The 17190-nt window shown below is 56.4% G+C and carries 12 protein-coding genes; 11 read left to right on the forward strand and 1 reads right to left on the reverse strand.

Annotated features, from left to right (window positions below):
* Positions 1-251 precede the first annotated feature (251 nt).
* The 8 genes from csrD (at position 252) to tldD (ending at position 12769) form a co-directional block, all read left to right on the forward strand.
* Positions 252-2201 (forward strand): RNase E specificity factor CsrD, encoded by a 1950-nt coding sequence (csrD, locus tag ABU178_RS13750; protein WP_397215872.1) that lies wholly within the window; start codon positions 252-254, stop codon positions 2199-2201.
* 309 nt (positions 2202-2510) lie between these two features.
* Positions 2511-3554 (forward strand): rod shape-determining protein MreB, encoded by a 1044-nt coding sequence (mreB, locus tag ABU178_RS13755; RefSeq protein ID WP_004385136.1) that lies wholly within the window; start codon positions 2511-2513, stop codon positions 3552-3554.
* A 150-nt stretch (positions 3555-3704) separates the two neighbouring features.
* Positions 3705-4736 (forward strand): rod shape-determining protein MreC, encoded by a 1032-nt coding sequence (mreC, locus tag ABU178_RS13760; RefSeq protein ID WP_397215874.1) that lies wholly within the window; start codon positions 3705-3707, stop codon positions 4734-4736.
* Complete coding sequence (gene mreD / locus ABU178_RS13765) at positions 4733-5221, forward strand: rod shape-determining protein MreD (protein WP_397215876.1); 489 nt, start codon at positions 4733-4735, stop codon at positions 5219-5221. The genes mreC and mreD overlap by 4 nt, the downstream gene beginning before the upstream one ends.
* Positions 5222-5229: 8 nt before the next feature.
* Positions 5230-5811, forward strand: a complete 582-nt coding sequence (locus ABU178_RS13770; RefSeq protein WP_397215878.1) for a Maf family protein — start codon at positions 5230-5232, stop codon at positions 5809-5811.
* A gap of 1 nt (position 5812) precedes the next feature.
* Positions 5813-7282, forward strand: a complete 1470-nt coding sequence (gene rng, locus ABU178_RS13775; protein ID WP_397215880.1) for a ribonuclease G — start codon at positions 5813-5815, stop codon at positions 7280-7282.
* A gap of 164 nt (positions 7283-7446) precedes the next feature.
* The gene (yhdP, locus tag ABU178_RS13780) at positions 7447-11259 is read left to right on the forward strand and encodes an AsmA2 domain-containing protein YhdP (protein ID WP_397215882.1); all 3813 of its coding nucleotides are present in this window, start codon (positions 7447-7449) and stop codon (positions 11257-11259) included.
* Positions 11260-11323: 64 nt separating this feature from the next.
* Positions 11324-12769 (forward strand): metalloprotease TldD, encoded by a 1446-nt coding sequence (gene tldD / locus ABU178_RS13785; protein WP_397215884.1) that lies wholly within the window; start codon positions 11324-11326, stop codon positions 12767-12769.
* Between the two features lie 34 nt (positions 12770-12803).
* On the opposite strand, the gene aaeR is transcribed toward tldD, so the two are convergent.
* Positions 12804-13721 (reverse strand): HTH-type transcriptional activator AaeR, encoded by a 918-nt coding sequence (gene aaeR / locus ABU178_RS13790; RefSeq protein WP_397215885.1) that lies wholly within the window; start codon positions 13719-13721, stop codon positions 12804-12806.
* A 294-nt stretch (positions 13722-14015) separates the two neighbouring features.
* Between aaeR and aaeX the strand changes: the two genes are divergently transcribed.
* The 3 genes from aaeX to aaeB are packed head-to-tail and all read left to right on the forward strand — an operon-like array spanning position 14016 to position 17125.
* Positions 14016-14219, forward strand: a complete 204-nt coding sequence (gene aaeX, locus ABU178_RS13795; RefSeq protein WP_312241193.1) for a p-hydroxybenzoic acid efflux pump operon protein AaeX — start codon at positions 14016-14018, stop codon at positions 14217-14219.
* Between the two features lie 7 nt (positions 14220-14226).
* On the forward strand, positions 14227-15159 hold the full coding sequence (gene aaeA / locus ABU178_RS13800; RefSeq protein ID WP_397215887.1) for a p-hydroxybenzoic acid efflux pump subunit AaeA: 933 nt from the start codon (positions 14227-14229) through the stop codon (positions 15157-15159).
* A gap of 10 nt (positions 15160-15169) precedes the next feature.
* Entirely contained in the window at positions 15170-17125 is a 1956-nt protein-coding gene (gene aaeB, locus ABU178_RS13805; protein WP_397215889.1) for a p-hydroxybenzoic acid efflux pump subunit AaeB, read from the forward strand.
* Positions 17126-17190 lie beyond the last annotated feature (65 nt).

Consider the following 17190-nt stretch of genomic DNA (forward strand, 5'->3'; position numbering starts at 1 on the left):
CGATGAAAATATGAAATTTCCTGGTGCGGGCCGGACGATGAGAATTGGCCGAAAAAAGAGAGCACAGATGCGTTGACGTAGCCTTGCAGCGTTATACTCCCGCAGCACAGTACAGAGAGACGAGTACCGCTGCCGCGAACCACGATTTATGATATTTTGCTCTGGCTTACGCCAGACGCACTGGCAAGACAATTCGTCGACAAGACTATTTGTCATACAGGGGCCTCAACTGCGGTAAAACAGGCACAGGGATGCGATTAACCACAAAATTTTCTGCGTTTATTACATTTTTAAGCGTGCTGGCAATGCTGTTAATGCTGGTTGGCTGCGCTTTTAGCTTTTTTTGGCTTAACAACCAACATATCGAACATCGGGTGCAAACGCTGGCAACGGAAGTGGATAAGGCGCTGCTGAAGCAACCTCCGGACAGCCTGCACGCCTGGCTGTCACGCATTATGCCGGTGATGAATGTTGAACAGATCGAGATCCATAACGGCTCGCACAGGCTGCTGAAACTTTCCCGCCACGAAAATCCCATACTGGAAGATGAGCCTAACCGCTTCGTTAAGTTTGACGTGCCGCTGATGCAGCAGCCAGGCATGTCCGTGCGCGTTGTGATGCTCGATACGGCAAAAACCTGGTTCCGCTCGCTGGTGGGGACTTACACCCTACTTGCCATGTTTACCGTGGTGTTTGTGATGAGCATTTTGCTGGCGATGACGCACCGCTGGCTCAATCGGCAGTGGCGGGGGATGGAGCGTCTGGAGGCGCGCGCGCAGCAAATCATCGCTGGCGAACGCAGCGCGACCCGGCGGGGAATCGTGGATGAATGGCCGCCAAAAGCCAGCCGCGCCATTGATATGTTGCTGTCCGATCTGAATGAGGCTGGCGAGCAGCGGCTGCGTATTGATACCCTTATTCGCACTTTTGCCGCGCAGGATACCCGTACCGGGCTGAATAACCGTCTGTTTTTTGATAACCAGCTGGCGACGCTGCTGGAAGATCAGGAAGATGTGGGCACCCACGGCGTGGTTATGATGGTGCGTCTGCCGGATCTGGAGATGCTCAGCGAAACGCTGGGTTCAGGACTGGTGGATGAATATCTGTTTGATCTGGTCAACATGCTGTCGACCTTTGTGTTGCGTTATCCTGGCGCGCTGCTGGCGCGCTATTTCCGCAGCGATTTTACCGTTTTGTTGCCTCATCGCACCTTAAAGGAGGCGGGCGGCATTGCGGCGCAGCTTATCAACGCGGTGGATTCGCTGCCGCCGATGCGAATGGTTGATCGTGACGACCTGATTCATATTGGCATCAGCGCATGGCGTAGCGGCCAGGCGGTTCAGCAGGTGATGGACAGCGTAGAGCTGGCAACCCGCCGCGCGTCGCTGTTGGGTGGAAATAACTGGTCGGTTGGCGAAGGAAATCCGGTAGATATGGGGCGCGGCAGCGTAAAATGGCGCACCCTGCTGGAAAATACCCTGAGCCGCGGCGGCCCGCGTCTTTATCAAAAGCCAGCGGTTATGCTCAACGGGAAAGTACATCATCGTGAACTACAAACGCGCATCTTTGATGGTGATAAAGAGGTATTGGCGGCAGAATATATGCCGCTGGTGCTGCAGTTAGGCATGGCCGACGCCTGGGATCGCCAGCTGGTAATGCGCATCGTGGCGCTTTCCGAGGTCTGGCCGGACGAAACGCTGGGGCTGCCGGTCACCATCGACTCGCTGTTGCAGCGGCCTTTTTTGCGTTGGATGCAGAATGTGCTGCTGCAATGTACGAAAGCGCAAAGAAAACGATTTTTATTTGAACTTGCTGAGGCTGATGTCTGTCAACACATCAACCGTTTAGCGCCTGTTTTTCGCATGCTGCACAGGTTTGGCTGTCGCATCGCGGTAAATCAGGCGGGACTCACTGTGGTCAGCAGCGCTTATATCAAGCAGTTTCCGCTTGAATTAATTAAGCTTGACCCCGGTCTGGTGCGTAATATTGAGCGGCGAACGGAAAATCAGCTTTTCGTGCAAAGCCTGCTGGAAGTGTGCAAACCCACCGCAACACAGGTGTTTGCGGCTGGCGTGCGCACCAAGGCAGAGTGGCAAATGCTGGCAAGCTTAGGCGTGGCAGGCGGGCAGGGCGATCTTTTCGCCACTTCGCAGCCGGTTAATAGCAACGTGAAAAAATATTCGCAACGTTATTCTATTTAGCTGATTGAAACCGATGCGCGGCCTTAAACTCTCTCTTACCCGCTTAATGTCGGGTATGGCGCAGCAGAGCGCGGCCAGAAATGTTAGATTTTATGTCGGGTACGATGAACACAATAAGATGAGAAGCTGATTAAAGGGCGGTTTTCCTGCGTACCGTGACGCTCTTATGACGATTCTTATGACTTAAACGCAATTTAGCGCACTTTTTCACCGAAGCGGAACGTTTTTGCGCCTTGTGGCAGCTTCGTGTGGTTGGTAAAGTAAGCGGATTTTATTTTCCGCCCCCAGCTTGCAGGATTATCCTTTAGTATGTTTAAAAAATTTCGTGGCATGTTTTCCAATGACTTGTCCATTGACCTGGGTACTGCGAATACCCTGATTTATGTAAAAGGACAAGGCATCGTGCTGAACGAGCCTTCCGTCGTGGCTATTCGTCAGGATCGCGCCGGCTCCCCAAAGAGCGTAGCGGCCGTTGGACATGAAGCCAAGCAGATGCTTGGTCGTACCCCTGGCAATATCGCCGCTATCCGTCCGATGAAGGACGGGGTAATCGCCGACTTTTTCGTCACCGAAAAAATGCTCCAGCACTTTATCAAACAGGTGCACAGCAACAGTTTTATGCGTCCCAGCCCGCGTGTGCTGGTGTGCGTGCCGGTAGGCGCAACCCAGGTTGAACGCCGCGCCATTCGCGAGTCAGCACAGGGTGCAGGCGCGCGTGAAGTTTTCCTGATTGAAGAACCGATGGCGGCCGCGATTGGCGCCGGACTGCCGGTTTCCGAAGCCACAGGATCGATGGTGGTTGATATCGGCGGCGGTACCACGGAAGTGGCAGTGATCTCACTGAACGGCGTGGTTTACTCCTCGTCAGTACGTATCGGCGGCGACCGTTTCGATGAAGCTATTATTAATTATGTCCGCCGTAACTACGGCTCGCTGATTGGCGAAGCCACGGCGGAACGTATCAAGCATGAGATCGGTTCAGCGTATCCGGGCGATGAAGTGCGCGAAATCGAAGTACGTGGTCGTAATCTGGCTGAAGGGGTGCCGCGCGGGTTTACGCTGAACTCCAATGAAATTCTTGAAGCGTTACAAGAGCCGTTAACCGGTATCGTAAGCGCCGTGATGGTCGCGCTGGAGCAGTGTCCGCCGGAGCTGGCGTCTGATATCTCCGAGCGCGGCATGGTGCTGACCGGCGGCGGCGCGCTGCTGCGTAACCTGGATCGTCTGTTGATGGAAGAGACCGGTATTCCGGTGGTGGTAGCAGAAGATCCGTTAACCTGCGTGGCGCGCGGTGGCGGTAAAGCGTTGGAAATGATCGACATGCATGGCGGCGATTTGTTCAGCGAAGAATAATTGCCTCAATCAGCTGTGACCGCTGTCAGTATACGCAGGGATAAAGCGTGAACGCCGGCGCCGCATGCGACGGTATGATACGTCCAGCTCAAGGGAGTGTCTGGCTCAGCCCGCACTCCCTTACCTGTTGTCGAGGAACACGCAGAATTTATGAAGCCGATATTTAGCAGGGGACCTTCCCTGCAATTGCGCCTTTTTCTGGCGGTGATCGTGGCGATCGCCATCATCATTGCCGATAGTCGCGTCGGGTCATTTACCCAAATACGCAACTATCTGGACACTTCGGTGAGTCCGTTTTATTTCCTGGCTAATGGGCCAAGACAGATTCTTGACAGCGTTTCGGATACGCTGGCGTCGCGCCAGCAGCTGGAGCTGGAAAACAAAGCCTTACGCCGCGAACTTTTCCTGAAAAACAGCGATTTGCTGATGCTGGGGCAGTATAAGCAGGAAAACGCGCGTCTGCGTGAGCTGCTTGGTTCGCCGCTGCGCCAGGACGAGCATAAGATGGTGACGCAGGTGATTTCCACCGGCACCGATCCTTACACCGATCAGGTGGTGATCGACAAAGGCAGCGTCAACGGCGTGTACGAAGGTCAGCCGGTGATCAGCGACAAAGGCGTGGTCGGCCAGGTGATTGCCGTCGGTAAAGTCTCCAGCCGCGTGCTGCTGATTTGCGATGCTTCCCATGCCTTGCCGATCCAGGTACTGCGCAACGATATCCGCGTGATTGCCGCCGGTAACGGCTGTACCGAAGAGTTGCAGCTGGAACATCTGCCGGGCAATACCGATATTCGCGTTGGCGATGTGCTGGTGACCTCCGGTCTCGGCGGACGCTTCCCGGAAGGTTATCCGGTGGCGGTGGTCTCTTCGGTCAAAGTGGATACGCAGCGCGCTTATACGGTGATTCAGGCGCGGCCGACCGCCGGTCTGCAACGCCTGCGCTACCTGCTTCTGCTGTGGGGCGCGGATCGCAACGGCGTCATGCCGATGGAACCCGATGAAGTACATCGCGTTGCCAACGAGCGATTGATGCAGATGATGCCGCAGGTGCTGCCGCCTGCGGGCGAAATGGGTCCACCGGCGCCGTCGATGATGCAACCGGGCGCGCAGATGGGACCGCCCGCGCCTGCCGGCAACGGCGGGCAGGGCACTCCCGCGAATGCGCGCGGAGGCCAGCCTTGAGTAGTTATCGCAGCCAGGGCCGTTGGGTTATCTGGCTGTCCTTCCTTGTTGCCCTTGTACTGCAGATCATGCCCTGGCCGGAACAACTTTATATGTTCCGGCCATCCTGGCTTCTGTTAATCCTCATCTACTGGGTGCTGGCGCTGCCGCACCGCGTTAACGTGGGCACCGGCTTTGTGCTGGGCGCGTTGATGGATCTGATCGCCGGCTCCACGCTGGGGGTTCGCGCTCTTGCGCTGAGCATCATCGCCTACCTGGTCGCCTTTAAATTCCAGCTTTTCCGTAACTTAGCATTGTGGCAGCAGGCTTTAATGGTTATGGTGCTGTCGCTGGCAATGGACGTGATTGTTTTCTGGGCGGAGTTTTTAGTGATCAACGTCTCTTTCCGACCAGAAATTTTCTGGAGCAGCGTTATCGACGGCGTTCTCTGGCCCTGGCTATTCTTACTGATGAGAAAAATCCGTCGTCAGTTCGCTGTTCAGTAAGGAATTTTATGGTAACCCTCTATCTGGCCTCTGGTTCACCGCGTCGGCGTGAACTGTTGACGCAGCTCGGGCTGCAGTTTGAACGTGTGGCGATCGATGTGGAAGAGCGCCGCCAAACTGGCGAAGCCGCCGATACCTATGTGCGCCGACTGGCGGCAGAAAAGGCGCAGGCGGGCGTGGCGGTCGCACCGCGCGATCTGCCGGTTTTGGGTGCGGATACCATTGTGATACTCAATGGCGAGGTGCTGGAAAAACCGCGTGATGAAGCGCATGCCGCAGAAATGCTGACGAAGCTTTCTGGCCAGACCCATCAGGTGATGACCGCCGTGGCGCTGGCCGATCGCCAACGCCAGCTCGATTGCCTGGTGACCACCGACGTCACCTTTCGCAGCTTAACCGCAGCCGACATCGCCGCCTATATCGCCAGCGGCGAACCCATGGACAAGGCGGGCGCGTACGGTATTCAGGGCGCAGGCGGCAACTTTGTGCGCAAAATTAATGGAAGCTATCACGCGGTTGTTGGCTTGCCTTTGGTTGAGACTGACGAGCTACTCAGCAATTTTCAGTCACTGCGTGCCGTGAGGGAATAATATGACGGCTGAATTACTGGTAAATGTCACACCTTCCGAAACGCGTGTCGCTTACATCGATGGCGGCATCCTGCAGGAAATCCATATTGAGCGCGAAGCCAGGCGCGGCATTGTCGGCAACATCTATAAAGGACGCGTGAGCCGGGTGCTTCCCGGCATGCAGGCCGCCTTTGTCGATATCGGGCTGGATAAAGCCGCTTTTCTGCACGCATCCGACATTATGCCGCACACCGAATGCGTGGCGGGCGAAGAGAAAAAGAACTTCGTTGTGCGCGATATCGCCGAGCTGGTGCGCCAGGGACAGGATCTCATGGTGCAAGTGGTTAAGGATCCGCTGGGCACCAAAGGCGCGCGGCTGACCACCGATATCACCCTGCCGTCCCGCTATCTGGTATTTATGCCCGGTGCATCGCATGTCGGTGTTTCGCAGCGCATCGAAAGCGAAAGCGAGCGCGAGCGCCTGAAGACGGTGGTTGCCGCTTACTGCGACGATCTTGGCGGCTTTATTATCCGTACCGCGGCGGAAGGCATCGGCTCGGAAGAGCTGGCGCAGGATGCCGCCTTTCTCAAGCGGCTCTGGACCAAAGTCAGCGAACGCAAAAAGCGTAACCAGACGCGCTGCCTGTTATACGGCGAGCTGGCGCTGGCGCAGCGCGTGCTGCGTGATTTCGCTGGCGCCGCGCTGGATCGCATTCGTGTCGATTCTCGTCTGACCTTTGATCTGCTGCTGGAGTTTACCGGCGAATACATTCCGGAAATGACCCGCAAGCTGGAACATTACAACGGCAAGCAGCCGATTTTCGATCTCTATGATGTGGAAAATGAGATCCAGCGCTCGCTGGATCGCAAAGTCGAGCTGAAGTCGGGCGGCTATCTCATCATCGATCAAACGGAAGCGATGACCACTATCGACATCAATACTGGCGCTTTCGTGGGTCACCGCAATCTCGACGAAACCATTTTCAATACCAATATCGAAGCGACGCAGGCGATCGCGCGTCAGCTGCGCCTGCGCAATCTTGGCGGCATTATCATTATCGATTTTATTGATATGAGTAATGAGGAGCATCGTCGCCGTGTGCTGCATTCGCTGGAAAACGCGCTGAGTAAAGATCGGGTAAAAACCGGCATCAACGGTTTTTCCGCGCTGGGACTGGTGGAGATGACGCGCAAACGTACGCGGGAGAGCATCGAGCATGTGCTGTGTGAAGATTGCCCGGTCTGCAAAGGACGCGGCACATTAAAAACCGTGGAAACGGTATGCTATGAAATCATGCGCGAAATTGTGCGTGTGCATCACGCCTACGATTCGGACCGTTTTCTGGTGTATGTCTCGCCTGCGGTGGGCGAGGCGTTAAAAACCGATGAGTCACATGCACTGGCTGAAGTGGAAATTTTTGTCGGTAAGCAGGTAAAAGTACAGGTTGAGCCGCTCTATACTCAGGAGCAGTTTGACGTTGTGATGATGTAAAACTTCTGCAAATGCTGGCCCGATAGCGGGGTTTGTTACCGAAGCGGGCTAAAAATGCAGCCTTGTTTGCGTTAAAATGCGAAATCATGCCCATTGTTCTTGTCTGGCGATAGTAATGGCGTGAAGAACCCATCCGTCACTTAGCGGAAGACAAGGAGAGGTGTGTGAGGCAGTTGCCCAGGATTTTGTTACTGCTGCTCGCCACGATCATTGTGATTGTGGCGCTGCTGGTCAGCGGGCTGCGTCTTGTCATGCCGCATCTCAACAGCTATCGCAGCGAAATATTGCAGACAGTTTCCAGCGCCAGCGGCATGCCGGTAGAAGCGGGCGCGCTGCAGGGGAAATGGGAGACCTTTGGCCCCACGCTGCAAATCCGCGACTTCAATCTGGATATGAAGGATGATGGCAAGCTCACTATCGCCCGGGTTAGTCTTGCGCTGGATGTCTGGCAATCTTTGCTGCACTGGCGCTGGCAGTTTCGCGATCTCACCTTCTGGCAGCTGCGCCTGGAAACAAATCGACCGCTGATCAATAACGACCAGCAAAAACACAGCCTGCGGCCTGCTCAAATCAACGAAATTTTTCTTCATCAGTTTGACCACTTCGACCTGCGTGACAGCAGCATCCGTTTTCTGACGCCTTCCGGCCAGCATGCTGAGCTGGCGATTCCTGCGCTTACCTGGCTTAACGAGAAAACGCGCCATCGGGCGGAAGGGGAAGTAAGCCTCTCCAGCTTTACTGGCCAACATGGTGTGGTGCAGGTGCGTCTCGATGTCAATGACAATGACGGATTGCTTAATAACGGACGCATCTGGATGCAGGCCGAGGATGTAGATGCAAGGCCGTGGCTTGGGCGCTGGATGCATGACAATACCACGCTCGACAGCGCTCGCGTCAGCCTTGACGCCTGGGTCAGCCTGCGCGGGGGCGAACTCTATGCCGGCGATCTGCTGCTGCGCAAAGGGGGAGCACGCTGGCACGGCGAGAATGAAACGCACCAGCTCAATATCGATGGGCTGACGGCGCATCTGTCGCGCTTCCAGAACGGTTGGGTCGTTAACGTGCCGCAAACGCGTCTGAGTACCGATGGCACGCCCTGGCCTGCCGGACATTTCTTACTGCTGTGGCGCCCGGAAGATAAAGAGCAATTGGGCGCGAATCAGCAGGCGGAAATTCGCGTGCGTGCGACCCGGCTGGATCTGCAACGTATTGAACCGCTGGTGCCGTTGATTGCGCCTTTATCCCCCACGCTGATTGAAAACTGGCGCGCGCTAAGGCCGCAGGGAGAGGTAGATGCGTTGGCGCTGGATATCCCGTTGCAGCAGCCGGCAAACAGCCGCATGCAGGTAAAATGGCATAACCTGAGCTGGCAGCACTGGAAGGTGCTGCCCGGCATCAGCAACCTCAAGGGCGAAGCGAACGGCAGCTTTGTTAACGGCCAGCTGAAAATCGATATGGGACGCGCCGACGTGCCTTACGGCGAGATGTTCCAGGCGCCGCTGGAGATTCAGCAGGCGCGCGGCACGCTGAGCTGGCTGCGTGACGCCAATGGCCTGACGCTGGATGGCCGCGATCTTGATGTGCAGGCGCGCTCGCTGCGGGCGAGCGGCGATTTTCGCTATCAGCAGAACATCGGCAAGGCGCCGCGGCTCGATATTCTGGCAGGCATACGGGTGACGGACGCTGGTGATGCGTGGCGCTATTTCCCGCAGCAGCTGATGGGGCATGGCCTGACGCACTATCTCAGCAATGCAATCAAAGGCGGGCAGGTCGAAAACGCCACCCTGCTGTTTGCCGGTAATCCAACGCTGTTCCCCTTCCGCCATAACGATGGCATGTTTGAAGTCTGGGTTCCGCTGCGCAAAGCCACCTACGCTTTCCAGCCCGGCTGGCCGTCGCTGGAAAATCTCGATATCGATCTCGATTTCGTTAACGATGGTCTGTGGATGCGTGCGCCGGAGGCGAAGCTGGGCAACGTCGCGGCGAAAAACGTCAGCGCCGTGATCCCGGATTACCTGAAAGAGAAGCTGATAATAGATGGCGATATCAGCGGCGAAGGCGCGCACATCGCCAGTTATTTCCAGCAAACGCCGTTAAAAGGGTCCCTTGGCGCCGCGTTGCAGCAGCTTGAGATCAAGGGCGAGACGCGCGGACATCTCAATCTCAATATTCCTCTGGATGGTAAGCAGGTTCATGCCAGTGGCGACGTGGCGATGAACAACAACGAGCTGCATATCAAACCGCTCAATACCACCCTGAAAAAGCTGACCGGCCGCTTCCGTTATAACAACGGTAATCTGGAGAGCGACGAGATGCAGGCCAACTGGTTTGGCCAGCCGGTCGGCGTCAGCTTCACTACCCAGGAGAATAGGGATAATTTTGCGGTAAACGTCAAGCTGGGCGGCGACTGGCAGCCAGACAAGATAACGCAGGTGCCTTCTGCCCTGGCCAGCCAGCTTGCCGGACATATGACGTGGCAAAGCAACGTGGACATCACCCTGCCGCAGCAGGGCGGCGCGCGCTATGAGATCGCGCTGACAGGGGATGCAAAAAATGTAAGCAGTCACTTACCTTCGCCGCTGAACAAGCGCGCCGGTGAAGCGATGCCGATCGCGGTAAACGCAACCGGCGACCTGAAGCACTTCGACCTCAGCGGCAGCGTAGACAACAGGCATCGTTTCAACAGCCGCTGGCTGCTCTCGCCGCAGCTGCGCGTCGATCGCGGTATCTGGATGGACAATGCGAAAAGCACGCCGCCGCTGCCGGAAAAATCGGGCATGGCGCTCAACCTGCCAGCGCTGGATGGCGAAGCCTGGCTGGCTCTGCTGGCGGCGGGGAAAAGCGCATCGGGCGACGCGCCGCAGATTGCGGGCGCGGGGATACCGGGCGATATTGTTTTGCATACGCCGTCGCTTACGCTGGCGGGCCAGCAGTGGCACGACCTGAACGCCACGCTGAACCAGGGGCCGACAGGAAATATGCAGGTTGATGTGCAGGGACGTGAAATTCGCGGCAGCCTGAAAACCGCGAAGTATGCAGCCTGGCAGGTGGCGCTTAACTATCTTTATTACAATCCGCAATGGGATACGGCGGGCCAGCAAAGCGGTTCGCCGTTCTCCGGCAACAGCAGCCAGATCGATTTTCACAGCTGGCCGGCGCTGCAGCTTAGCTGCGATGAGTGCTGGCTGCGGGGACAAAAATTTGGCCATATGCGCGCCAGCTTACAGCCGCAGGGGGAAACCTTAACCCTGACCGATGGCCTGATCGATACCGGCAACTCAACGCTCAGGGTAAATGGCGCGTGGAGCAACCATCCCGGCGATCAGCGCACCTCGCTGAAGGGCAAGCTGAGCGGTAAAAATATCAATGACGCCGTTAACTGGTTTGGCGTTAATACGCCGCTGCGTGACGCGCCTTTTGCTATCGACTATGACCTGCACTGGCGTGCGGCGCCCTGGCAGCCTTCCGAAGAAACCCTGAGCGGCGTGCTGAAAAGCCACTTTGGCAAAGGCGAGATAGCGGACGTTAACACCGGCACTGCCGGGCAGCTTCTGCGCCTGTTCAGCTTTGACGCGCTGTTGCGCAAACTTCGCTTCGATTTTAGTGATACCTTTAGCAAAGGGTTTTATTTCGACTCGATCAACGGCACCGCGTGGATTGAAAATGGCGTGATGCGTACCGATAACCTGTTAGTGGATGGTCTGGAGGCGGACATCGCCATGCAGGGCAAGGTTGATTTGGTGAAGAGGCAGATCAATATGGAAGCGGTCGTCGCGCCGGAGATTTCTGCCTCGGTGGGCGTTGCCACCGCGTTTGTTATCAATCCGGTCGTGGGCGCGGCGGTATTTGCCGCCAGCAAGGTACTTGGCCCACTCTGGAACAAAATTTCCCTGCTGCGTTATCACATCAGCGGGCCGCTGGATAAACCGGAAATCAATGAAGTGCTGCGTGAACCACGGGAAAACGGCAAGAAGTGAATTTGACGCCGTCCGGGAATTGCCGCAGGCTATCACTATCCGAGCACATAATGAGTGAGAAACGATGACTCTGAATCTGGTAAGTGAGCAGTTGCTAACTGCTAACAACATTAATCAGCAGGACCTTTTTACCCTGTTAGGGCAGCTTTCAGAACGTCGTCTGGATTATGCCGATCTCTATTTCCAGTCCAGCTTCCATGAATCCTGGGTGCTGGAAGATAAAATTATCAAAGATGGTTCATACCATATCGACCAGGGCGTAGGCGTGCGCGCCGTCAGCGGCGAAAAAACCGGTTTTGCCTACGCCGACCAAATCAGCCTGAACGCCCTACGCCAGAGCGCCGAAGCGGCGCGCAGTATTGTACGCGAACAGGGCGACGGCAAGGCGCATACGCTTTCGGCAGTAATGAACCGTTCGCTTTATGCCACGTTGGATCCGCTCAGCAGCCTGACGCGGGAAGACAAAATCGCTCTGCTGCATCGCGTTGATAAGGTTGCCCGCGCCGCGGACAACCGGGTGCAGGAAGTCAACGCCAGCCTGAGCGGCGTTTATGAGCAGGTATTAGTGGCGGCGACCGACGGTACGCTGGCCGCAGACGTGCGTCCGCTGGTACGTCTCTCCATCAGCGTGCAGGTAGAGGATAACGGCAAGCGTGAACGCGGCTCCAGCGGCGGCGGCGCGCGTACCGGCTATGAGTTCTTCCTCGCCGATGAGAATGGCGATGTGCGTGCGGATGCCTGGGCGAGAGAAGCGGTGCGTATGGCGCTGGTGAATCTTTCCGCCGTTGCAGCGCCTGCCGGCACCATTCCGGTGGTGTTAGGCGCGGGCTGGCCGGGCGTGCTGCTGCATGAAGCGGTCGGACACGGTCTGGAAGGCGATTTTAATCGCCGCGGAACCTCGGTATTCAGTGGTCAGATGGGCCAGCTGGTTGCTTCTGAACTCTGCACCGTGGTGGATGACGGCACTATTGAGGGCCTGCGCGGCTCGCTGGCAGTGGACGACGAAGGCGTACCCGGCCAGTATAATGTATTGATTGAAAACGGCATTCTGAAAGGCTATATGCAGGATAAGCTCAACGCGCGTCTGATGGGCATGAAGCCGACCGGCAACGGCCGTCGTGAATCCTATGCGCATCTGCCGATGCCGCGCATGACCAACACTTACATGCTGGCAGGTAAATCAACGCCGCAGGAAATTATCGAAAGCGTCGAGTTTGGTCTTTATGCGCCTAACTTTGGCGGCGGCCAGGTAGATATCACCTCGGGCAAATTTGTTTTTTCGACCTCAGAAGCCTATCTGATTGAAAACGGCAAAGTGACCAAACCGGTGAAGGGTGCCACCCTGATTGGCTCCGGCATCGAAGCGATGCAGCAGATCTCCATGGTAGGCAACGATCTGGCGCTGGACAAAGGCGTCGGCGTTTGCGGCAAAGAGGGGCAGAGCGTGCCGGTGGGCGTCGGCCAGCCTACCCTGAAGCTGGATAAACTCACCGTCGGCGGCACCGCCTGATAGAGTTAAAAACAACCCGCCGCCTGGCGGGTTGTTAGTTTTTACGGTGCTGCTGATACTGCTGCGCGACTTTCTTAAAGTAGTCGGTAAGGTAATCGATGCAGACCTGTACCTTCAGCGGCAGCTTATCCTTCTCGGTATAGAGCGCGTAGACCGGGCGCGGTTCCGACTGGTATTGCGGAAAAAGAATATCGATCTCCCCGGCGTTGATCTCTTCAATCACCCACATCAGCGGCACATAGGCGATGCCGGTGCCCGCCTTCAGCCAGCGAATCAGCGTCAGTGAGTCGTTGGTGACGAATCGTCCTTGCGGCGCCAGACGCGTCACCAGGCCTTCCGGCGCGCTCAGTTCAAAGTTGTTGTCGGGCCGCACGCTATATTCCAGCCAGGAAAAGTTATCAATGTCGCCTGGTTTTTCCGGCGCGCCGTGCTGCGCCAGATAGCTTTTCGCCGCGCAGACCACCATCGGCATGGCGCCGAGGCGGCGTGAAAACAGGCTGGAGTCCTGGAGTTTGCCGACGCGGATCACCAGATCAAGACCGTTGGCGATCAGATCCGGCGCCGGGATGCCGGTGACCAAATTTACGCTCAGGCCGGGATACTCGCGCAGCATATCGGCGGTCATATCCGCGAGAACGTTTTGCGCCATGGTGGATGAGCTGCCGATGCGTAGCGTACCGATCGGGGTATTGTTAAATGCATAGAGCTGCTCGTGCACCTGCATCGCTTCCGCCAGCATACGACGACAGCCCTGATAATAGATTCTGCCCGCTTCCGTCAGGCCAATGCTGCGCGTACTGCGATTAAGCAGCTTCACCTGAAGTTCATCTTCCAGTTTCGCCACGATCTGGCTGATGGAAGAGACACTCAGATGCAGCTGGCGTGCCGCCGCGGTAAATGAACCCAATTCAACCACTTTGGCGAAAATGGACATGCTTTTAAGTCGTTCCATTATTTACTCTGACTAAAAAGTGATTTAGTGCACATTTTGTAGAAAACGTATAGTCAAGCGCGTTACTATGTGCGCGCCGGGTTAACATGCGGTTAATTAAGCTTGCCTGACATTCTGTTCTGTCGCCATGAATCAGAGCCAGAATGAGCCTGATGATACGCTATTATCTATTCAGCAGTGGTTCGGATGTGGACGACAGTTTACCTGTCATCTCGCCGTGCTTAACCTGTCGCGATCTGCTCGCGGCCTGGAACGCTATGGATTTACCCGGCATGGTCGAACTAAGGATTCCTGATGAGTGTGCTTCCGGTTTTTGTCGTATTTGGGCTCTCGTTCCCACCCATCTTCATTGAATTAATTGTTTCGCTGGCGCTGTTCTGGCTGGTGAAGCGTGTGCTGACGCCCAGCGGCCTTTATGATCTCGTCTGGCATCCGGCACTTTTTAACACAGCGCTTTATTGCTGTGTGTTTTACCTTGTATCCCGTTTATTCATCTGAGGTTTAAGTGAAAACGCTAATAAGAAAAATCGCGCGTTACGCGATTACCATCCTGTTAGTCATCGTTGCTGTGGTGATTATCTTCCGTGCCTGGGTGTTCTATACCGAATCCCCCTGGACGCGCGATGCCAAATTTGCCGCTGACGTGGTCGCCATTTCACCTGACGTCACCGGTCTGATCACCGATGTGCCGGTGCATGACAACCAGCTGGTGAAAAAAGGCGATACGCTGTTTATCGTCGATCGCCCGCGCTATCAAAAAGCGCTCGATCAGGCGCAGGCGGATGTCGACTATTATCAGTCGCTGGTCAGCGAGAAACGTCGCGAAGCCGGACGCCGTAATCAGCTCGGCACCCTGGCGATGTCCCGCGAGGCGATCGATCAGGCGAACAACGATCTGCAAACCAGCGAGCATCAGCTGGCGAAAGCGATCGCCACGCGCGACCTGGCGGAGATCGATATGGCGCGCACGACTATCAAAGCGCCTTCCGATGGCTGGGTCACTAACCTCAACGTCTATGAAGGCGAGTTTATTACCCGTGGTTCTGTGGCCGTCGCGCTGGTGCAGCAGCACTCATTTTATGTGCTGGCCTATATGGAAGAGACCAAGCTGAATGGCGTGAGCCGCGGTCACCGCGTCGAGATTACGCCGCTGGGCAGCAACATCGTGCTGCATGGCACCGTGGACAGCATTGCCGCAGGCGTGACCAACAGCAGCAGCTCGTCAGACAGTAAAGGCATGGCGACCGTGGATTCCAATCTGGAGTGGGTACGTCTGGCGCAGCGCGTGCCGGTACGCATTCGACTGGATGAGCAGCCGGGCAACCGCTTCCCGGCGGGCACTACCGCCACCGTGGTGGTCACCGGAAACCAGGATCGTCAGCAGACGGAAATTTCTCCGATCACGAAAATGTTTAATCGCCTGCGTGAGTTCGGTTAAGCGGGGCGACATGATCGAGTTTCTACGTTTCCCGATTAAGCTGACCTTCGCGCTGGTCGCCGCGCTGATGATCGGCTTCCATTTTAATCTGGAAACTCCGCGCTGGGCGGTGATGACCGCCGGTATCGTCGCAGGCGGCACCGCCTTTGCCGCTGGCGGCGATCCCTACTCAGGCGCGCTGCGTCATCGCGGGATCTTGCGTATTATCGGCACCTTTCTGGGCTGTATCGCCGCGCTCACAATTATGATCGCCACCATTCGCGCGCCGGTAGTGATGCTGCTGCTCTGCTGCCTCTGGGCCGGACTCTGCGTCTGGCTCTCCTCGCTGATCAAGGTGGAAAACTCTTATGCCCTCGGTCTGGCGGGCTACACCGCGCTGATTATCGTCGTCACTGCGGATGCCAACGGCTCGCTGACGCTGGCGCCGCAGTTTGCGGTGGAACGCTGTAGCGAAATCGTGCTTGGCATCCTGTGTGCCATTCTTGCTGATATGATCTTCTCGCCGCGCTCGATCAAAAAAGTCATCGATAAGGAAGTGGAGTCGCTGCTGGTGGCGCACTATAAGCTGCTGCAGCTGTGCGTGGCCCATGGCGATAAAGAGGAAGTCGATAAGGCCTGGGGCGCGCTGGTGCGCCGCACCACGGCGCTGAATACCATGCGCAATCAGCTGATGATGGAGTCATCGCGCTGGCAAAACGTCAGTCGCCGCATGACGATGCTGAATACGCTTTCCCTGACGCTGATCACCCAGGCTGCGGAAACCTTTCTGATTCAGAATACGCGCGGCGACTATATTCCGCCGCAGTATCGTCTGCTGATTGAAAAAGAGGTGGAAAACATCGGCGACGTGCATAAGCGTATGAAAATCATGCGTCGCGTCATTACCACCAGCAGCAGCAAAGCCACGCCGTTGACGCTGGCCAGCTGGGTCGGCGCAGCCACAGAATATCTGCTGTTGCTGAAAGGCATCAAAACCAACAGCAAAATCACCGCCATTGAAGAGAATATTTTTCAGCGCGAGGTGGTTATTCAGGCGCGCTCCGCAGAAACTCATCAAGCCATGATCAACGGCGTGCGCACTTTCGCCGCCACCGCACTTGGCTCCCTGTTCTGGCTCTATTCCGGCTGGACCTCCGGCAGCGGCTGTATGGTGATGCTGGCAGTGATTACCGCGCTGGCGATGCGTATGCCGAATCCGTTGATGATGGCGAAAGACTTTCTCTACGGCATGACGGTCGCCGTGCCGCTCGGCGCGCTCTACTTTATGTATATCATACCCGCGACGCAGCAAAGCGCGCTGCTGCTCTGTATCGCCATCGGCATGTTGGGCTTTATCGGCGGGATCTTTATTCAGCGTCGCCAGATCGGTACGCTGGGCGCGCTGATCGGCACCATTAACGTGCTGGTGCTCGACAACCCGATGCAGTTTGAAATCAACGTCTTCCTCGACAACGTATTGGGCCAGGTGATTGGCTGTTTCGTGGCGCTGCTGGTGATCCTGCTGATTCGCGATAAGTCGAAAGCGCGCACCGGTCGTAAGCTGCTTAACCGCTTTATGTACGCGGCGGTGTCGGCGATGACCACCAATCAGGCGCGTCGCCGTGAAAATCATCTCCCGGCGCTCTATCAGCAGCTGTTTCTGCTGCTTAACCTGTTTCCCGGCGATATCGATAAATACCGGCTGGCGCTGACGCTGATCATTGGTCATCAGCGCCTGCGCAATGCCGAGATCCCCGTTAATGACGATCTCTCCGCTTTTCACCGCCAGCTGCGCTATACCGCTGACCGGGTGATCTCCACGGGCAATGAGGATAAGCGTCGCTACTATTTCCGCCGCCTGCTGAACGAGTTTGCGGTTTATCAGGAAAAATTGCAGCATTACTCCGCGCCGACCAGTGTCACCGAGCCGGTGAAACGGCTGGCGGATATGCTGGATAAGTACCAGAACACCTTGCTGAAAGTCTGAAACCCGCCGCTGCCCGTGCAGCGGCTTTTTTATACCCGCCGTATTGCCACTCCGTCACAAAGCCT

Source organism: Pantoea osteomyelitidis, from assembly GCF_044342975.1.
GTDB lineage: Bacteria > Pseudomonadota > Gammaproteobacteria > Enterobacterales > Enterobacteriaceae > Pantoea > Pantoea osteomyelitidis.